Origin of the sequence: Vibrio sp. CCUG 15886 (genome assembly GCF_028570825.1) — a bacterium.
Taxonomy (GTDB): domain Bacteria; phylum Pseudomonadota; class Gammaproteobacteria; order Enterobacterales; family Vibrionaceae; genus Vibrio; species Vibrio vulnificus_B.
Map to the genome: position 1 here is coordinate 169,989 of NZ_JAQQBT010000003.1, position 18,797 is coordinate 188,785.

17 protein-coding genes are annotated in these 18,797 nt (G+C 46.3%); 7 read left to right on the forward strand and 10 right to left on the reverse strand.

Annotation, left to right across the window (positions count from 1 at the left end):
- Positions 1–204: 204 nt before the first annotated feature.
- Together PQQ36_RS09315 and PQQ36_RS09320 are read right to left on the reverse strand one after the other, a co-directional pair.
- A complete protein-coding gene (locus PQQ36_RS09315) occupies positions 205–504 on the reverse strand; it encodes a hypothetical protein (protein ID WP_026050646.1) in 300 nt (99 codons plus the stop codon).
- A 177-nt stretch (positions 505–681) separates the two neighbouring features.
- Positions 682–912: a hypothetical protein gene (locus PQQ36_RS09320; protein ID WP_013571481.1), complete on the reverse strand. Its 231-nt coding sequence runs from the start codon at positions 910–912 to the stop codon at positions 682–684.
- 160 nt (positions 913–1,072) lie between these two features.
- On the opposite strand from PQQ36_RS09320, the gene PQQ36_RS09325 reads away from it, so the two are divergent.
- Both PQQ36_RS09325 and PQQ36_RS09330 read left to right on the forward strand, forming a co-directional pair.
- On the forward strand, positions 1,073–2,479 hold the full coding sequence (locus PQQ36_RS09325; RefSeq protein ID WP_273660984.1) for an aminotransferase-like domain-containing protein: 1,407 nt from the start codon (positions 1,073–1,075) through the stop codon (positions 2,477–2,479).
- Between the two features lie 82 nt (positions 2,480–2,561).
- A complete protein-coding gene (locus tag PQQ36_RS09330) occupies positions 2,562–2,795 on the forward strand; it encodes a hypothetical protein (RefSeq protein WP_011080124.1) in 234 nt (77 codons plus the stop codon).
- Positions 2,796–2,862: 67 nt separating this feature from the next.
- On the opposite strand, the gene asnS is transcribed toward PQQ36_RS09330, so the two are convergent.
- Together asnS and PQQ36_RS09340 are read right to left on the reverse strand one after the other, a co-directional pair.
- Positions 2,863–4,263, reverse strand: a complete 1,401-nt coding sequence (gene asnS, locus PQQ36_RS09335) for an asparagine--tRNA ligase (protein WP_011080125.1) — start codon at positions 4,261–4,263, stop codon at positions 2,863–2,865.
- A 175-nt stretch (positions 4,264–4,438) separates the two neighbouring features.
- A complete protein-coding gene (locus tag PQQ36_RS09340; RefSeq protein ID WP_273660985.1) occupies positions 4,439–6,064 on the reverse strand; it encodes a methyl-accepting chemotaxis protein in 1,626 nt (541 codons plus the stop codon).
- A 299-nt stretch (positions 6,065–6,363) separates the two neighbouring features.
- On the opposite strand from PQQ36_RS09340, the gene queD reads away from it, so the two are divergent.
- A complete protein-coding gene (queD, locus tag PQQ36_RS09345; protein ID WP_026050647.1) occupies positions 6,364–6,726 on the forward strand; it encodes a 6-carboxytetrahydropterin synthase QueD in 363 nt (120 codons plus the stop codon).
- Positions 6,727–6,798: 72 nt separating this feature from the next.
- On the opposite strand, the gene PQQ36_RS09350 is transcribed toward queD, so the two are convergent.
- From PQQ36_RS09350 to PQQ36_RS09370, 5 genes are all read right to left on the reverse strand, one after another.
- Positions 6,799–7,266: a GNAT family N-acetyltransferase gene (locus PQQ36_RS09350; protein ID WP_011080128.1), complete on the reverse strand. Its 468-nt coding sequence runs from the start codon at positions 7,264–7,266 to the stop codon at positions 6,799–6,801.
- A gap of 180 nt (positions 7,267–7,446) precedes the next feature.
- Positions 7,447–9,162 (reverse strand): cyclic di-GMP phosphodiesterase TpdA, encoded by a 1,716-nt coding sequence (gene tpdA / locus PQQ36_RS09355; protein ID WP_273660987.1) that lies wholly within the window; start codon positions 9,160–9,162, stop codon positions 7,447–7,449.
- Positions 9,163–9,435: 273 nt separating this feature from the next.
- Positions 9,436–10,797 carry an L-serine ammonia-lyase gene (locus PQQ36_RS09360; RefSeq protein ID WP_011080130.1) on the reverse strand — a complete coding sequence of 454 codons (1,362 nt, stop codon included), beginning with the start codon at positions 10,795–10,797 and terminating at the stop codon, positions 9,436–9,438.
- 96 nt (positions 10,798–10,893) lie between these two features.
- Positions 10,894–12,147, reverse strand: a complete 1,254-nt coding sequence (locus PQQ36_RS09365; protein WP_013571484.1) for an aromatic amino acid transport family protein — start codon at positions 12,145–12,147, stop codon at positions 10,894–10,896.
- 290 nt (positions 12,148–12,437) lie between these two features.
- On the reverse strand, positions 12,438–13,064 hold the full coding sequence (locus PQQ36_RS09370) for a CoA pyrophosphatase (protein ID WP_273660989.1): 627 nt from the start codon (positions 13,062–13,064) through the stop codon (positions 12,438–12,440).
- A gap of 67 nt (positions 13,065–13,131) precedes the next feature.
- Between PQQ36_RS09370 and PQQ36_RS09375 the strand changes: the two genes are divergently transcribed.
- Genes PQQ36_RS09375 through PQQ36_RS09385 form a run of 3 tightly spaced genes read left to right on the forward strand, consistent with a single transcriptional unit; the run spans position 13,132 to position 15,603 of the window.
- Positions 13,132–13,689: a heme NO-binding domain-containing protein gene (locus PQQ36_RS09375; protein WP_039554073.1), complete on the forward strand. Its 558-nt coding sequence runs from the start codon at positions 13,132–13,134 to the stop codon at positions 13,687–13,689.
- Positions 13,682–15,397, forward strand: a complete 1,716-nt coding sequence (locus PQQ36_RS09380) for an ATP-binding protein (RefSeq protein ID WP_273660992.1) — start codon at positions 13,682–13,684, stop codon at positions 15,395–15,397. The genes PQQ36_RS09375 and PQQ36_RS09380 overlap by 8 nt, the downstream gene beginning before the upstream one ends.
- An 11-nt stretch (positions 15,398–15,408) precedes the next feature.
- Positions 15,409–15,603 (forward strand): hypothetical protein, encoded by a 195-nt coding sequence (locus tag PQQ36_RS09385; protein WP_061058729.1) that lies wholly within the window; start codon positions 15,409–15,411, stop codon positions 15,601–15,603.
- A 24-nt stretch (positions 15,604–15,627) separates the two neighbouring features.
- Here the strand turns inward: PQQ36_RS09385 and pabB are convergent, their stop codons facing one another.
- Positions 15,628–16,992 (reverse strand): aminodeoxychorismate synthase component 1, encoded by a 1,365-nt coding sequence (pabB, locus tag PQQ36_RS09390; protein WP_373043150.1) that lies wholly within the window; start codon positions 16,990–16,992, stop codon positions 15,628–15,630.
- A gap of 196 nt (positions 16,993–17,188) precedes the next feature.
- On the opposite strand from pabB, the gene PQQ36_RS09395 reads away from it, so the two are divergent.
- On the forward strand, positions 17,189–18,712 hold the full coding sequence (locus tag PQQ36_RS09395; protein WP_108694422.1) for a fumarate hydratase: 1,524 nt from the start codon (positions 17,189–17,191) through the stop codon (positions 18,710–18,712).
- The last annotated feature ends 85 nt before the right edge of the window (positions 18,713–18,797 follow it).

The window sequence follows — 18,797 nt, forward strand, 5'->3', positions numbered from 1 at the left end:
AAGAACCTTCTTCTCACTTTAGTGTAGAAGAGTGCCTCGCATCAGCTTGGAATATTCAAGCAAGCAAAAACATTCTTGTTGCAAATAAAAGACCGAGCATTCTATGTTCTCATTGCAATAAAGGATACATTTTTACAACGAAAAATAAAAAAAGCACCGACGATCATTCGGTGCTTTATTCATTAGGTGATGTATCGAAAGCGTTTATTTCTTCAGGTTGATTTCTGATTCGATTGCGTTGGTTTCGATGTCAGGATTGTTTGCTAGTTTTTTCGCTGCCCAATCGTTCATATGTTTAAGAATCGCTTTCATCGCGTGTTTCTCTGTTGGCTGAGAACCCTCTTCTACGTCTAGCTCTTGTTTTGGGTGTGAGCCAGTCGCGTCTTCCGCAATGTGCAACCAATCTGGATGCCAATAGTAAGGTTGGCCAGATGGGGCAGTCCAGCTATGGACGCCATTGGTTTCGCCTTTGTATTGAATGTCATCTGAGTTGTATTTTTTCATTTTTATCATCTCTTGTTTTGCGACAGCTGTGCGCATAATCACTATAAGCTGCGTAAATGTAACAGATGCGCGCAAAAATAACGTGAAGTGAATCTCGTTGCTATCGTGCGTCTTTTTGACAATCTGTTCTAGTTCTCATTTCGAACGATTGGCAAGCTCATTGCGATGGTAAGTAAGCTACTCACCGTTGAGATGTTTGACAATCGCTTCAGCGGCGTGTTGCTCTGTGGCGGTTTCACCAGCAGGCACGTCTAATTCGCGTTTGGGATACATTCCTGTCGCGTCTTCTGCAATATGGAGCCAGTCCGGATGCCAGTAGTAGGGGTTGTCGCCTTGAGGGTGATCCCAGCTATGAACACCTTGATGCACGCCGTTATATGAAAGATCGTCTAATGTAAAAACTTTCATTGTTCCTCCTAAGAGATGCATGATTTCACTGACAGTATGGGACAAAAATGGCCAATTTGTAGCAAGAAATGTGACAACTAACTTTGAACAATTGCTCGTTGCGCAATTTCAGCTCAACAAACTGTGATATGGTTGCTCGGCTTCGTTTTATGAGGGATGTATGAATCGTTATCGCCAACTGGCACAGTCGTTTAGACAGCAGATCGAAAGTAAAACTTGGAGAGCGGGAGAAAAACTGCCTTCAGTGCGAATGGCTTGCAAGCATCATGGTGTCAGTGCGGGTACCGTGTTACAGGCGTATCAATTGCTTGAAGCGCAAGGGTGGGTTATTGCAAAGCCGCAATCGGGTTATTTTGTCACCTCTGATTTGCAACGACTCACGGCACCACGAGAACCGTCCGTGAGTGCGCCACCGTCATTTAGTGACGAGTTGTATGACTTTCTGAAAGATCAAAGTGAGAGTCAGGCGGTGAAACTGGGTTCGGCTTTCCCCGATGTTCATCTTTTCCCCTTAGAAGCCCTCAATCGCAATTTAGCCAGTGCGGGGCGTAAGATGTCTGCGAATGATCTGCTCAACAACTTACCGCCAGGCAATGAAGCATTGAGACGCTTGATTGCACAGCGATATATCCAGCAAGGGATGGATTTGACCCATCACGACATCGTTATGACCTCGGGCGCAATGGAAGCGCTAAATCTGAGTTTGCAAGTGGTTACAAAGCCAGGAGATACCATCGTCGTCGAATCTCCGTGTTTTTATGGCGCACTCCAAGCCGCTCAGCGGCTTGGGCTCAACGTCATTGAAGTTGATGTTGATGAGCGTGATGGCCTGAATCTTGAGCAGTTCGAGCACGTGCTTGCTAACAATGAAGTCAAAGCGTGTTGGTTGATGAGTAACTTCCAAAATCCAACAGGCGTGACATTGAGCGAGCAAAAGAAGCAAGCGGTGGTCGAGCTCGTTCATCGTTATCAGCTTTACTTAATCGAGGACGATGTTTACTCCGAGCTCTACTATTCACAAGATAAGCCCAGCTCGTTTAAAACCTATGATCGGGAAGATCGTGTATTGCATTGTGGTTCACTGTCGAAAAGCTTGTGCCCCGGTTATCGGCTTGGTTGGGTCGTGACAAGGCGTTTTAACCATGCAATCCAAAAGTTGCAGCTGACTTCTACGTTATCGGGCAGCGCACCGATACAACAAGGCGTTGCGTATTACTTGCAAAACGATGGCTATGATAAACATCTGCGCAAGTTGCGTAGCACGCTAAAACAACGACAGCAATGGATGATGAACGAACTCAGGCGACAATTGCCTGATACGGTGCAATTTTCATCGCCGACGGGCGGCTATTTTTTATGGCTTAAACTGCCTGAACCTATTCAAGCGCATCAGGTGTACACACAACTGAAGCAGCAGGGTGTGCTATCGGCTTATGGCGGTTTATTTAGCCAAACAAAGCGGTTTGACCATTATTTACGTATCAATTGCTCATTGCCGGAAAGTGATGACCTTGTGCAAGCAATCCGATGTTTGGCGGTGACGATTAATCGTCTCGCAACTGATTAGGGATTTTTCCACACAACTGTGCCTGTAGAGAGAAACGACGGTGTGATTCAATAAAACTCCCTGACAAAAGGAGTGATGATGGATGGCAACTGAGCGGAGCAAACAACCGGCAAAACAAGAAATTAAACTGATGATTGTCGCTATTTTTAGTGCCTTTTTATTGGTGTTTGCACACCTGATACTAGCGAAATCTTTTTCACAGCTATTTTGGACTGAATACACTGCGGCAATCATTCCCTTTTTCATGCTTGGCTTGTGCTTACTAGGCGTGAGGTATGCCTTGAATGCGGATATCGAAAATGATGCACAAGAGTAATATTGCCTTAAAAAACAAAAGCCTCCGACTTGGGAGGCTTTCTCATTTCAACGACAATTCTAAAAGATTAGAAGTTTGCGTTACGCGGTGTACGTGGGAATGGGATCACGTCACGTACGTTGCCCATGCCTGTGACGTAAGATACAAGACGCTCGAAGCCTAAACCGAAACCAGCGTGCGGTACGGTGCCGTAACGGCGCAGATCGCGATACCAGTTCATGTGTTCTGGATCGATGCCCATTTCAACCATACGAGCATCCAGTACGTCTAAACGCTCTTCACGTTGTGAACCACCGATGATTTCGCCGATGCCCGGTGCGAGCACGTCCATCGCCGCAACCGTTTTGCCATCTTCATTCATACGCATGTAGAACGCTTTGATGTCTTTCGGGTAGTTTTTCACGATAACCGGAGCTTTAAAGTGCTCTTCTGCCAAGAAACGCTCGTGCTCAGAAGACATGTCGATACCCCATTCAACTGGGAACTCGAACTCACGGCCAGAATCCAACAGGATTTGAATCGCGTCTGTGTAATCCACTTGTGCGAAATCAGAACTCACAAACTGTTCTAAGCGATTGATGACATCTTTGTCGATGCGGCTAGCAAAGAACTCGAGATCATCACGACGCTCTTCAAGTACGGCGGCGAACACGTATTTCAGCATGTCTTCAGCCAACTTCGCGATGTCGTTCAGATCAGCAAACGCGACTTCTGGCTCAACCATCCAGAACTCCGCTAGGTGGCGGCTGGTGTTTGAGTTTTCTGCACGGAAAGTCGGGCCGAATGTGTAGATTTTGCTTAATGCACACGCGTACGCTTCGCCGTTTAGCTGACCAGAAACGGTTAGGAATGTCTCTTTACCGAAGAAATCTTCGTTGAAATCAACGTCACCGCTCTCAGTACGAGGTAGGTTCGCAAGATCCAGTGTTGACACACGGAACATCTCACCAGCGCCTTCACAGTCAGAAGCGGTGATAAGTGGAGCCGATAGCCAGTAGTAGCCTTGCTCGTGGTAGAAACGGTGGATAGCTTGAGACAACGAGTGACGAACACGTGCAACTGCACCGATCACGTTAGTACGTGGGCGTAGGTGAGCCACTTCGCGTAGGTACTCGATAGAATGACGTGTTTTCGCCATTGGGTAGGTATCTGCATCTTCAACCCAACCCACCACTTTCACGTCAGTCGCTGCAAGCTCAAACGCTTGACCAGCGGCAGGCGAAGCCACAATCTTACCCGTTACTTCAACAGAGCAGCCAGTCGTTAGCTTGAGTACTTCGTCGTTGTAATTATTAAGATTATTTGGGACCACGGCCTGAATCGGGTCGAAACAAGAGCCGTCGTAGATGGCAAGGAAAGAGATTCCAGCTTTGGAATCACGACGTGTACGGATCCAGCCGCGTACAGTGACTTCACTGTCCACTGCCAGCTTACCGCTTAATACGTCTTTTACAGGCGCGTAAGTCATGTTTTAAATAATCTCCATTGAGGTAAACATACAACCCAATGTTTGCCAAAAACGTAAGCGTTCAAAAATTAAGCGAAACATTGGGTTGGATAGAATTTTACAGATTCATCGGAACATATTACCTGTCAATTCGCCAGCTTCAACCTTTAATGTTCATTCCAGCCAAGAAATTCTTTCATTTCGACTGAAACGAACGGTTGTTGAGGGTGAATTGGTTGATTAATTGCTCTAGATGCTCTGAAAGCTGTTCTAACTCGACGGAGATATCACGTGTATGGCTCGCGGAATGCGAGGTGTCATCGGCGTGTTGGGTGATGGTGCCAATCTTGGCTTGTATCGCAAGGCTGGATTGGCTGGTTGCTTGCGTTTGCGATTGAATGTGCTTGGTGTGCGAGAGGACTTGATGCATCTCCTCAACCACTTTGCGCATGGTGTCAGACAAGGCTTCTACTTCAAGAGAGCGCTGGTGGGCATGCTCGGAGACTTGCGCTGCCGCGCGCAGAGAGTCGGAACTGCCTTGTTGGAATTGAGCGATGATCGAGCCGATATCACCTGTGGCGACGGCAGTGCGGGAGGCTAGACTGCGTACTTCATCGGCAACCACGGCAAAGCCTCGGCCTTGTTCTCCGGCGCGAGCGGCTTCAATGGCAGCATTCAATGCCAGCAGGTTCGTTTGATCGGCAATGGCGTGAATCACACTTAAAATTGACGAAACCTCGTCGGTTTGCGCATTCAACTGTGAAATCCGGTCTCGCACTTTATCAATATCGCCGACGAGATTTTTGATCTCTTCACTGGCATTGTGCGCTTGGTTGGAGCTGGTGGTTGCCACTTCCACGGTGTGATTCACCAACTCGGTTGCATTGACGGTGGCTTGTTCGACTTCAAGCTGCTGATGTTGCATCGCTTCGATGGCGTTTTGTACATCACTGGTTTCTTGTTGTTGGTTGTTTGCCGCAGAGTCGGTGCGTTGGGCCACATGTGTTAGGCGGGTCGCTGAGTTAGCGAGCGAGTGAGAGGTCGATTGCACTTGATTAAGGCTCTCTGTGACCGTGTCCATAAAGGAGTTAATTGATGTGGCAAGCACACCCACCTCGTCATTTTGAGCGATGGTAACGCGTTGGGCGAGATCCTTGCTTTTACTGACTTTGGTCATAAAGTGCGATGTGGCTTGAATAGGGCGTACAATGATCTTGCGGATCAGCGTCATGGTGATCAAAAAGCCCACAAAAGCAATCGAAGACATAATCGCAATGGCAAACATCGCTTGCTTATTAATCATCGAATTGACATGGCTTAAGTTGTATTCCAAACGAATTGCACCCAAGACTTCGCCTTCTGCAGCTATATGACAGGCTACACAGTTGGTGCCTCGGTAATTCTCGCTGGATTTCATTGGCAGAGCGACGACCAAACCTTTGCCCCAATCGGCTTCCACAGGTTCGATCACCAACTCACCATTCAACGCTCTCTGATCGATGTCATCTTGTGGGGCTTGATTCGCTTGGCCTGGACCATACAACTTACTCACCAACTCACTGCGTAATACACGGACTTGCTCAATACCATCTTGGGCGAGGGCTTTTTGTCGCAATGTCTCTTTCTGGGCCATAGTGCCCGTGAGCATCATCATATTTAGGCTGTCGAAATAGTTACTGGCCTTGTCGTGCAGTTGTTCACTTAAAACAGAGTTAATAAGCTGTTTTTGTTGATAATATTGATACGCTGTCGATACCGCTAGGACAAAGGTAAAGACGGTGATAAGGGCAACAAGTAATTTGAACGTAATGGTTGAGCGCATAGTTTTTATAATTGAGTTTTGGAATAGACCTCAATATTTTAAGCTGACGTTTAAAGTGTCGCGATCATGAGATTTCTGCAGTGTGACCATAGACAAAATAAGGTTTTTGTAAATGTGATGTGAGTACGTTGTGAACGTATTATTGACGTAATGGTCATTATTCCGACATGCGACTTAGGTCTAATCCACAGAGCGAAACGTTTGGCTGGAGATTATTGTTCGATATTCACAGCCAACGCTTGTCACTCCTATAATTAATCCTTAGTATTGCCACTCTTTGAAAAAGCCTGAGTATCGTGATGAGAACCGAATTGTATAAAGAGTTCATGTTTGAAGCTGCCCATCATCTTCCACATGTTCCTGAAGGTCATAAATGTGGTCGCCTACATGGCCATTCATTCTTAGTTCGTTTATATGTTGAAGGTGAAGTGGATCCGCATACGGGCTGGGTAGTGGACTTTGCTGAAATCAAAGCGGCGTTTAAACCGATTTATAACCGCTTAGATCACTATTACTTAAATGATATTGAAGGCCTAGAAAACCCAACCAGCGAAGTACTGGCAAAATGGATTTGGCAACAACTTAAGCCAAATTTGCCGCTACTGAGCAAAGTGGAAATCAAGGAAACCTGCACCGCAGGCTGCATCTACAAAGGTGAGTAATCTCCCTTAGCAAATTGAAACAAAGGCAAGCATCAATCTTGCCTTTGTTGTTTCTGAGCTGGGTTAAAACGTTTATCCCAGTGGGTGGCGTAAAATCCACTCTTTTTCTACTTCGCCATAGATGACTTTATCGGTATTGGTAAAGCCAGCAGAGAGGAAAAACTGATTGGCCGTTTTGTGGCTGTTTGGCACAGTCAGGCAAAGAGAATTACTCTCTGGATCAATGGTGTACGCATACACAAACAGCTTTTTCAGTGCCTCAGTCCCTATACCTTGACGTTGGTATTGACGATCAATCATCAGGTAGTTCAGCCCCAGTTCATGGCGTTTGGCAAATGGCGCGTGCTGAGAAAACCCTTTATCAATGACCAAATAACCAACCGTCGAACTGTCCGAATAAATCGTAAAAAACGCTTCGGACTTATGGCGTTTTTGATAAGCCTGCTCAAAAGGCTTAAAAAATCCTTTTTGTTCTTCATGCACATCCAATTGCATCAAGCTGGCGAAATCTCGTAGCTTAGTAGGCTTTATTGCAATCATGACAGTAAATAGCGAAACGATAAGTGCGAGGCTGCATTATAAATTCCAATCAATGCTATCGTCTAGGTATTTGATTGTATTCATAATTGGCTTCATTACTGCTGGCTTTCATTTCGTGCAAAGTTTGTTCACGGTGATTGTACTGTTGACTAAATGACACTCACCGTGACAAGCAAAGTACTAATAGTGAAGCGGATAGTAGTAACCCTGATGCACATAGGCTCCAAGGGTGGTGAGCAAATGGGCGCTGTCGGCCGTCTCAACACCTTCAACAATCACAGTGCAGTGGTAGGTTTTACCCATGGCAATTAATTGTCTTAGTGTTTCAATTTTCTTGTCATCACTTTTTACCCCAATCACAAACTCGCGGTCGATTTTGAGATAGTCAGGATTAATCTTGCTGATCAAGGCGACGTTATTGTTGCCAGTTCCAAAGTCATCAATGCTGATTTTGCAATCGAGCTGCTTTAACTTGGCCACATTTTGGTAAATTTCGGCAGTGTAATACATAGAGGCATTCTCGGTTATCTCAATGGTCAGCAAACGACAATCGAGGCTGGCGAGTTCACGATAGAGTGCGGAGAAATTATGCCCTTGCAGTAATGTGGGGCAGACATTGATGCTAATCGGTACTTTAAGTGATGGTTGGTTGGCATAAATGGCCCGAATAACCAGAATGGTATGAGTAAGCAACAAGCCATTACCAATCAGGGTTTCAATGAACTTTTGTGTGTTTTTGACCTTAAATCGGGATAAGGCTTCAAAATGGATGGTTTTCTGTGTCGAAGTGTTATAAATCGGCTCTAGGCGGATACTAAAATGTCGAATAGCGAGAAGATAGAACAGAAAAGCTTGGATCGACTTGTATCGAAGCACACACAAAAAGAACGTACTTAAAGCCAAGATGCTCTGAAACGGGCCAGAGACATAAAACACTTCCTTGTAGCCGTTGTTGTCGGTTTTAAAATGAAAAAAGCGCTCTTTGGTATTGCCGATCTCAAGGGACGTACCGGTATTGGTGGAGAGTTTCATTCCCGCGAGGAAAAAGCGTGAGATATGATTTTCGACACTGTTTGACAGATTGATGTTTTTGACTCGCACCAGCACTACAGCATCATTGAGTTTATAGGCTTGGGTGGTGTAGTTCTCATTTTTGCTCCATTCGTTGAAGGCTTTTTCACTGACTGGAGAAACCGTCTCTGGTGTGATCAAGCATCGTATGTTGAATCTATCGAGCATCATGCTCGACTCCACCAACTTAACATTGTCAAATTGCTCTCTTAGCGCCGCTTCGTTGGCAAAACAGCTCATTTCAGACAGGTTTTGCGCAATGTCGAGTGAGCTGTCTAGGTAGTTGTGTCGCACAATGCTGTTAATGGCGTAATAGCATACGGCGAAAAAAATCAATGCCGTCACCAACATGACCAGCGTGATGTCAGAGTAGATCTTGCGCTTCTTCAGCCCAATGGCCAGCGCTTTCCAGACACTGTTTTTGGTGTGTCGATTAATGCGCTCTTGCTGATAAAGGCCGTTGTCGTAGTGATGCTGCATAAGAAATGGAATGAAATATCCTGTCCGATGAATGTTTTCGATGATGTTTTTATGAGTGGTGAAGTGATCTTCCGTGAGCTTGCGAAACTTCTTTCTTAAAGCGGCCACCGCATTTTTAAACCCATTTTCGGGCAGTGCCACCTTGTATTGCTGAGTGATTTTTCTCTCGACAGAGCGCTGACTGACGGGAGCATTTAGGCTACCGTGTGCGGCGATAATCGACAGAATGGCATACTCATTTTGTGTGACGGGAATAGCGTCGTGGAGTGTGTTATTGAGCTCTAGTGAAATTTCGTTTTCGGACAAGCAAACGCAGATTTGGTTTCCTAGTTCAAACCTAATCATGTGTTGTGGGGCTCCAAATTAAACTTTTGGCTACGTTATCAATAAATTGCGGTTTGGGATGTGATTTTTTACGGGGATATCCTAAACAATTGGATATAGTGATGATTTTAGAATTTTTTATAGTTTTATAAATGAAACGATTCAGAGCGTAGCAATCAGGGTGAAATGAGCGGTCTAAAGGGCGAGCAACCGCTTGGAACGACGAACAGAGAACAGCACAAAAAAAGCCCAGGCAATAAATACCTGGGCTTAAATCTCATTACGCTGTGGATATTAGCAAATCACTTTAATGGCTAGGCCACCTTGTGATGTTTCACGGTATTTCGCGTTCATGTCTTTGCCTGTTTCCAGCATCGTCTCAATCACTTTATCCAAAGAGACGCGAGGCGCAGAAGAGCGACGAAGTGCCATGCGTGTTGAGTTAATCGCTTTCACCGCCGCAATACCATTACGCTCGATACATGGAACCTGTACCTGACCTGCAACTGGGTCACACGTTAGGCCAAGGTTGTGCTCCATAGCGATTTCTGCTGCCATACACACTTGCTCTGGGCTACCGCCCATAAGCTCAGCAAGGCCAGCTGCTGCCATAGAACAAGCCACGCCTACTTCGCCTTGGCAGCCAACTTCAGCGCCAGAGATAGAAGCGTTACGTTTGTACAGACCGCCAATCGCACCCGATGCAGCAAAGTAACGGATGTAATCTTTCTCTGTCACTGTTTGGATGAACTTGTCGTAGTACGCTAGAACGGCTGGGATGATGCCACATGCGCCGTTAGTTGGTGCAGTCACAACACGACCACCTGCAGCGTTCTCTTCGTTTACTGCAAAAGCGAACATGTTTACCCAGTCAACCACGGCCATAGGATCGTTCGAGGTTTTTTCTGAGGTTAGCAGTTGCTGGCGAAGTGCTGCCGCACGACGAGGAACACGCAGTGGACCAGGCAGAATGCCTTCTTCGTTCATACCACGCTCCATACACTCGCGCATGGTGCGCCAAATGTTTGCGAAGTAAGTACGAGTCTCTTCATCTGAGTGCAGAGCGTGCTCGTTTTTCATCACAAGTGCGCTGATAGACAAACCGTGCTCTTTACACTGGTTGACTAACTCTTCCGCTGAGATGTACTCATAAGGGACTTTGATAGAGCTGTTGTTGTCTTTACCAAAGTTCTCTTCATCCACGATGAAACCACCACCGATTGAGTAGTAGGTTTTTGAGTATACTTTTTCGTCATCAATCCAAGCGTGGATTTGCATGCCGTTTTCGTGCAACTCAAGGTTGGTCTTGTGGAAGTTCATTCCGCCTTCACGAGGGAAGGAAACGGTATGACAATGCATGCCAACTGGCAGGCGTTCAGTTTCTTCTACACGAGCAATAAAGCCCGGAATGGAATCGATATCCACCTTCTCTGGTGTATTACCAGCAAGGCCCATGATGATGGCGATATCCGTATGGTGACCTTTCCCTGTCAGTGATAATGAACCATAAACATCAACGGTGATTTTAGTGATGTCACGTAATTTTCCCATTGCGCGAAGATCATCAATAAACTCTTTACCCGCTTTCATTGGACCTACAGTGTGTGAGCTTGAAGGACCAACGCCGATCTTATAGATATCAAATACACTAATCATTTTGATTACCTCAAAAGTAAGCCTCCCAAGGAGGAGGGAGGCTTTATCTTATCGTTATGCTTTTGTCTTTATTCTCATCTTACAGGGGGAGTGAGATTAAAGAGCGCCGTAGATTACAGAAGTAATAGAAGCAAGACCACAGATAACTGTGAAAATCTGCACAGCTGCTGAAGTTTTGTACTTCGCCATCGCTGGCACTTTTTGCATTGCAAATACAGGCATTAGGAACAGGATTGCCGCAATCATTGGTGCGCCCATTGTTTCAATCATGCCTAGGATACTTGGGTTAACGATAGCCACGATCCAAGTAGTGATAACGATGAACAGTAGCGACGCTTTCTCGATCTTGCTGATAGGGCTGTTTGAGCGAGATTTGATCAGACCAACTAGACCTTCATGCGCACCAAGGAAGTGACCGAAGTAGCTAGAAGTGATCGCTGCAAACGCAACCAGTGGACCAAGGTAAGAGATCAGTGGAGACTCATGCACGTTCGCTAGGTAAGAAAGTACAGAGATGTTTTGCTCTTTCGCAGAAGCCAGTTGCTCTGGAGACATAGACAGTACAACAGAGAAAACGAAGAACATAACAAAGCCCATTAGCATCATCGCTGCACCGCCAGTGATCGCATCGGTTTTCTGAACCGCTTTGTCACCATGCTGTAGGCGCTGTTCTTTAGAGAATTGAGAGATGATTGGGCTGTGGTTGAATGAGAACACGATGATCGGGATAGCTAGCCATACGACAACAGGCATAGAAGACCAATCAGGTGCTACTTGCATCATTGACGTGTTCCAATCTGGGATCAGGTAGAAAGAAAGTGCAAGCAGTACAAATACAAGTGGGTAAACCATTGCAGACGTTGCTTTTAGCATCAGTTCTTTACCAAATACCACACCAGCGGTCATTGCAAGGATCAATGCGCCAGATAGCAGTGGACGTGGAATGGATTCCATACCCATTTGGTTAACAAGGAAAGAGTCTACTGTGTTTGTGATACCAACACCGTAAATCAGAACGATTGGGTAGATAGCGAAGAAATAGGCAAAAGTAATAAGGTTTGCGCCAGTCTTACCAAAGTGCTCTTCTACAGTGTCAGTGATGTCCGCTTCAGGGTTCTTAGCAGAAAGAACGAAACGAGCGAGAGATTTGTGAGCGAACCAAGTCATTGGTGCTGCAAGTAGCGCTAGCATAACTAATGGCCAGAAGCCGCCAGCACCCGCTTTAATTGGAAGGAAAAGTACACCAGCACCTACCGCTGTACCGAAAAGGGACAGACACCAAGTGAAATCTTTGTAAGTAAACTTACTAGAAGATTGTACGGCAGGAGCCGCAGTTGAAGTTGTTTTCATTTTTGATTACTCATTTTGGGAACAGGAAATAAGTCGGCCGCAATTCTGCACTTTTTTGTTGCAAGAAAATTAGATCTAAATCATGTATTGCTCGTGCTTATTGAATGATATGTCAAAAACCTGTTTATTATCACGAAAATGATGTGCTACACGTGATTATTGCTAATGCATGGCATTAGAAAAACTAATTTGAATGGGTGTTTGTACAAAATATTCTCATGCCAAACGTTTGCTTTGGCGGGGATTAAAATAACTAACCTGATGCTTGGTAACGAGGCCGTTAACAACTCTTAACCTCGTTTCATAATTTGTTGCTGCATGGCTTGGATTATCTGGGCAGTCATCCCCCAGATAAAATGATGCTGATAGGGAATGGCAAAGACTCGATGATGAGATTGATTCACGCGAAACTGGGCACTTTTCAGTTTCTGCGTATCAAGTAGGTGATTGGCGGGAACTTCGAACACCTCATCGACCTCATTTTTATCAATGACGATTTGATAATTTGGTTCGACAAACGCCAATATTGGCGTGACTTTGAACCGACTGACGGTAACCAATTCCGGCATTTGGCCAAAAATGGAGATCGCATCGGGTGCAATTCCTATCTCTTCGCGGGTCTCGCGCAACGCTGTTGCTTGTAAAGAACGATCACTCTCTTCGTACTTGCCACCCGGAAAGTTGATTTGTCCCGGATGATGTTTCAGATGAGAGGCGCGTTTAGTCAAAATCACATTCAAGCCTTGTTCTCGTTCAACAAAGCCAATTAACACGGCGGCATCGCGAAGCTTACTGCCTTTTAAGTGTGCAACACGTGCGGTGGACTCTGCGTGATAACCGCGAGGCAGATTGAACTGAAAAGATTGTAATAGTTGATTTTTATTAAGCTCAAACAAGGTATTACCTCTGCCCGTCATTTGATCAAACCTACTTTATACACCATGCTTATTTGGCATAGCGTCTAATTACAGGGTAGCGCAAAAAATGAAGGGAATCATTTTCACTGAATTTTTGGAATTGGTCGAAGAGAAATTTGGTTTGACCGTACTGGACGATATTTTGGACAGGGCAGGAGATGAGGGTGTCTACACCGCAGTAGGGAGCTACGACCACCGAAAACTGGTTAGTTTGATTGTGCATCTTAGCCAAGTGACGGGTCTGTCTGTTGAGCTGTTGCAAGAGGTCTTCGGTGAGGCCGTGTTCGACAACTTATTGGCGTCCATTTCTAATCGTTCAAGCCTGCATCAATGTCACTCAACCTTTCAGTTTATTCGCCATGTGGAAGAGTATATCCATGTTGAGGTGAAGAAACTCTACCCCGATGCCAAGCCACCGGAATTTATCTTCATCGAACAAGATCGAATGAAGATGGTGTTTGACTACAAAAGCGCGCGTTGCATGGGGCATGTTTGCCTTGGATTGATGAGAGGGTGTGCCAAGCATTTTGGCGAAGAACTGGCGATACAGATGGAGACACTCAACCCAACAGGCAGTCACGTTCGTTTCAATGTTGCTTTGGTAAAGGGTAAACAAGATGGATGATTCTTTGCATCTCAATCGCAAACTCCAACGCGCCATCGCCTCAAGAAAAGAAGCGGAAAGGCTGTTGGAAGAAAAAAGCTTGGAGCTTTACCAATCCAATCAACAACTCAAACTGGCGTTGAAGCAGTTAGAGTTAAAATCGGAACAACAGCTTTTCAAGTTTGAGTTTGAGCAGCAAATTGATGACACCTTAATCACGTTTGGTCGAGTCTTCATTGTCGATGGTATCGACGACTTACTAATGGCCAATCTATTGGAGCGTCTTTCTCGTGCGTCAGTGATTCGTCAAGCGTGGTTGAAGCTGGATAAGCCCATCCTAACTACGCTAAAAAGCCTTGAATATGGGCTGAAGCCGACGGGGTTTCTCTATCGAGCTGACGATACCCGAACGCGTGCTGAGTGGTTTGGCGACGCGCTTTGCATTCCCATCATTTTAGAAAGTGAACATGTTGGTAGCATGGTTTTCAGCATTGATCACTTCGATATCGATCTCGATTTTATTTCCAACCAGCTTTGCTTGATCGCTGATTTGGTCAGCAATGCACTCAATCGTCAGCTCTGGATGGAGCGAGAAACGGAGCTACGCAAGCGAGCAGAAGAGTCAGAGAAAGCGACCAAAGAGTTCGTCGCGATGATCAATCATGAGCTACGCACCCCGTTAAATGGTGTTTTAGGCAGCGCAGAACTGCTGGGTAACACCTACCTCAATGATGAGCAGCAACTCTATTTAAGAAACCTACGTCAGGGGGGAGAGCTGCTGCGAGTCATCATCAATGATCTGCTCGATTTCAGCAAAATGAATGCTGGCATGATGGAAATTGTGCCGAAAGTGTTTCGTTGGCGAGAGGTAGAGGAGTCCATCGTAGGGATATTTGCCGCCAAAGCGAGCGAGAAACAGATTGGCTTTCACATTGAGAAACAGTTTGGCATGCCTAGCTGCGTATGCGGAGATGTTGAGCGAATCAAACAAATTTTGGTGAACTTGATTGGCAACGCGATCAAGTTTACTCAACATGGGGCCGTTACGTTTCGTACTCATTGGCAAGACGATGTGTTGTCAGTGGAAATAGAAGATACTGGGATTGGCATCGCCGAGCAGGCTAAAAGCACCTTATTTGACCCTTTTGTCCAGGCAGACCGCAGTAGCAAGCGTAACTATGAAGGGTCAGGTTTGGGGTTGGCGATATGCCAAAACCTCTGCCATTTGATGGGAGGAGAGATTGGTTTTCGTAGCGAGTTAGGTCAAGGTTCCTGCTTCCATTTTGCCATTCCACTGCCAGCAAGTGATGAGCCGTTGCTTGAACCACACACTGAACAGGTTGAGCGTCATCAGTTGGATTGGGTTGCACTGAAAGTACTGGTAGTGGATGACATACGCATGAATCAGGTCATCATCAATCAAATGTTGAAAAAGCTACACGTCACACCGGACGTGAGAAACAACGGTGTGGAGGCGCTTCAGGCGGTTAGCCAGCAAGACTATGATCTGATATTCATGGATTGTCGCATGCCAGAAATGGATGGTTATGAGGCGACCCACTATTTACGAGAGCAGGGGCTGGCGATTCCCATTGTGGCACTGACTGCCGGCACGACATTGGAGGAGCGGGAAAAGTGCTTAGTGAGTGGCATGAACGACATTTTGACCAAGCCCTATACTGCAGACGATGTGGAACGGATCATGCTGAAGTGGCTAGTGAGCGGATAAGCAATAGCGGAATGCGCAATAAAGGAAAGGGCAGTAAAGGAAAGCGTGAGAAAGACGCAAAGAATTTAATAAAGAAGAGAGAAGGCGTACCGTTCTCTCTCTTTTTATTGGCTGAAATTGCAATGCTCAATTTTTCGAACAAAGCGACTCAACACAAAGCGGTTGTGAACAACACTATTCAGAATAAAAGGGCGACTTCGCGCTAATTATCCAATGTGATGTGACGGTGATTATTGCAATGTTGGTAGAATTTTCGACAGTTTATCTAACGTCTCTTGATATTCCGCATCGCATTGACTGTCAGCCACTACACCGCCCCCAGCCCAAGCGAACAACTTACCTTGCTCCGCCACTAAGGTACGAATTGTAATGCTGGTATCCATGCGACCATGGCGACTGATGTAACCGATACTACCGCAATAGGCTGAGCGTCGATGAGGCTCAAGCTCTTCAATGATTTCCATTGCGCGCACTTTCGGCGCGCCGGTAATCGAGCCTCCCGGGAAACACGCTCGCAGTAAGTCAGCGGCAGTATACTGCGCTGCCAACTCAGCTCGAATCGTGCTGACTAAGTGATGCACGGCGGGAAAGCTTTCGATGTCAAACAGTTTAGGAACATGCACACTGCCCGGTTTGGCGACACGGCCAATATCGTTGCGCAGCAGATCGACGATCATCAGATTTTCCGCTTGATCTTTTTCGGCATTGGCAAGCTCAAGTGCCGCTTGTTTGTCCTGTTGTTCATCATTATGACGAGGACGAGTTCCTTTGATCGGCTTGGTTTCAATGACACGTTTTTTGAGCTCGAGAAAACGCTCCGGCGACACACTTAAAATCGCCGCGTCCTCCAAACGAATGAAAGCAGAAAATGGTGCTTGGTTGCTCTGCTCTAGCTTCTGGTAAGCTTGCCATTCGCTGCCTTGGTAATTGGCATGAAAGCGCTGCGCTAAGTTAATTTGGTAGCAGTCACCACTCAGCAAGTACTCCTGTACGCAATCAAACTTACTTTGGTAATCACGACGATTCATGTTGGATTGCCAATCACTGGTCAGGGCAAACGTCGCATCATCCGCTTTTGTTTGCGTGCTCAGCCATTGATAAGCTTGTTCTACGTCTTGGCCAACCAGTTGCGCTGTCTGCGTCTGATGATCGACAATCAACGCCCATGTGTAGATGCCCACTGCCATGTCGGGCGCAGCGATATCTTGTGTTGCAATCTCAGGCAGTTTTTCAACGCGACGACCTAAATCGTAGCTAAAGTAACCCAGAGCGCCACCAATAAAAGGAATCTCTTCATCACAGGATAGAGCAGGGGTAAAACGCTGTTGATAACGCGCAAGAAGCGTGAAAGGATCATCTTTACTTTCAATGACTTCATCATTGGTGTTGATCTCAGTCACCGCACCACGTGTTTCTAATGTCGCAACGGGCTTTGCGACGAGAATGTCAAAACGGCTGTCAACATGTGTTGGTGATGCCGAACGCAACAGCATTGCCCAAGGTTGATGTTGGATGGCGTCAAACCACTGTTGGGCAAGGTCCGTTTGATAAGGCAGTGTTTTTGAAGAAATGGCCGTATTTATGCTGTTATTCATTTGTTTAATTTGTGACAAAGAGTTCGATTGCTGCATAGCGCGTGATGGAAAGCAAGAGTATCATAAAACGAAACAATTTCGCTTACTTAGTTCAGTCGGGAACTCATAAAAAATCGGATGGATTCTTTCGATCACTAGCTCAACAATCGATACAACTAAGTAAGTTTATGGAAGCATAACTATAACGAGGCATGCAATGACTGTAATTCGCACGCAAGATGTCATCAGCAGCGTAGCTGATGCACTTCAGTACATCTCTTACTACCACCCACTCGATTTTGTTCAAGCCCTAGAAAAAGCCTACCATCGTGAGCAGAGCCAAGCGGCCAAAGATGCCATTGCGCAGATTTTGATCAACTCGCGTATGTCGGCGGAAGGGCATCGCCCAATTTGCCAAGATACCGGAATCGTGACGTGTTTTGTCAATATCGGTATGGGCGTTCAGTGGGACTCAACGGATCTCACCGTACAACAGATGATTGACGAAGGCGTGCGTCAGGCTTATACCAATCCTGACAACCCATTGCGTGCGTCGGTATTGATGGACCCTGCAGGTAAACGTATTAACACCAAAGACAATACACCTGCGGTTGTTCACATCAATATGGTGCCGGGCAATACCGTAGAAATTCAGATCGCGGCAAAAGGCGGCGGCTCTGAAAACAAAACCAAGATGGTGATGCTCAACCCTTCAGACGATATTGCTGAGTGGGTAGAAAAAACATTGCCTTTGATGGGCGCGGGCTGGTGTCCTCCGGGCATGCTTGGTATTGGCATTGGTGGCACAGCAGAAAAAGCGGCGGTACTGGCTAAAGAGTCGTTGATGGAGCACATCGACATCCATGAACTGATTGAGCGTGGCCCGCAAAATGCGGAAGAAGAGCTGCGTTTGGACATCTTCAATCGTGTCAACCGTTTAGGTATTGGTGCTCAAGGGCTCGGTGGGGTGACAACGGTGGTGGATGTGAAAATCAAAACCGCCCCTACGCACGCAGCGTCCAAGCCAGTGTGTATGATCCCGAACTGTGCGGCAACTCGTCACGTTCATTTCACACTTGACGGCTCTGGCCCAGCAGAACTGACGCCACCGAAGCTAGAAGATTGGCCAAACATCACTTGGGATGCGGGTGCAAGCGCGCGCCGTGTTAACCTCGATGCCGTGACAAAAGAAGACGTTCAGCAATGGAAAACCGGTGAAACACTCTTGCTCTCAGGTAAGATTCTGACCGGTCGCGATGCCGCGCATAAACGCATTCAAACCATGTTGCAAAATGGCGAAGGCCTACCTGAAGGCGTTGACCTTAAAGGGAAGTTTATCTACTACGTTGGCCCTGTGGATGCAGTGGGTGACGAAGTGGTTGGTCCAGCAGGCCCAACCACATCAACACGTATGGATAAGTTCACCGACATGATGCTGGATGAAACGGGCATTATGGGCATGATCGGTAAAGCGGAGCGTGGTCCAGCCACTGTTGAGTCAATCAAGAACCATAAAGCGGTGTATCTGATGGCGGTCGGTGGTGCGGCGTACTTGGTAGCGAAAGCCATCAAGAAAGCGCGTGTTGTTGCTTTTGAAGATCTCGGTATGGAAGCGATTTACGAATTTGAAGTCGAAGATATGCCAGTGACGGTCGCGGTGGATTCTAGCGGTGCGAATGCTCACCAAATTGGTCCTGATACTTGGAAAGTTAAAATCCAAGAAATGGAATCACAAAAATAAGAATGTGACAAAGTGCTGATTTAGTTAGCAAACATTTGACATAAGTGCAGCGAAAGCTGCACTTTGTTTTTGTATAATACCAACC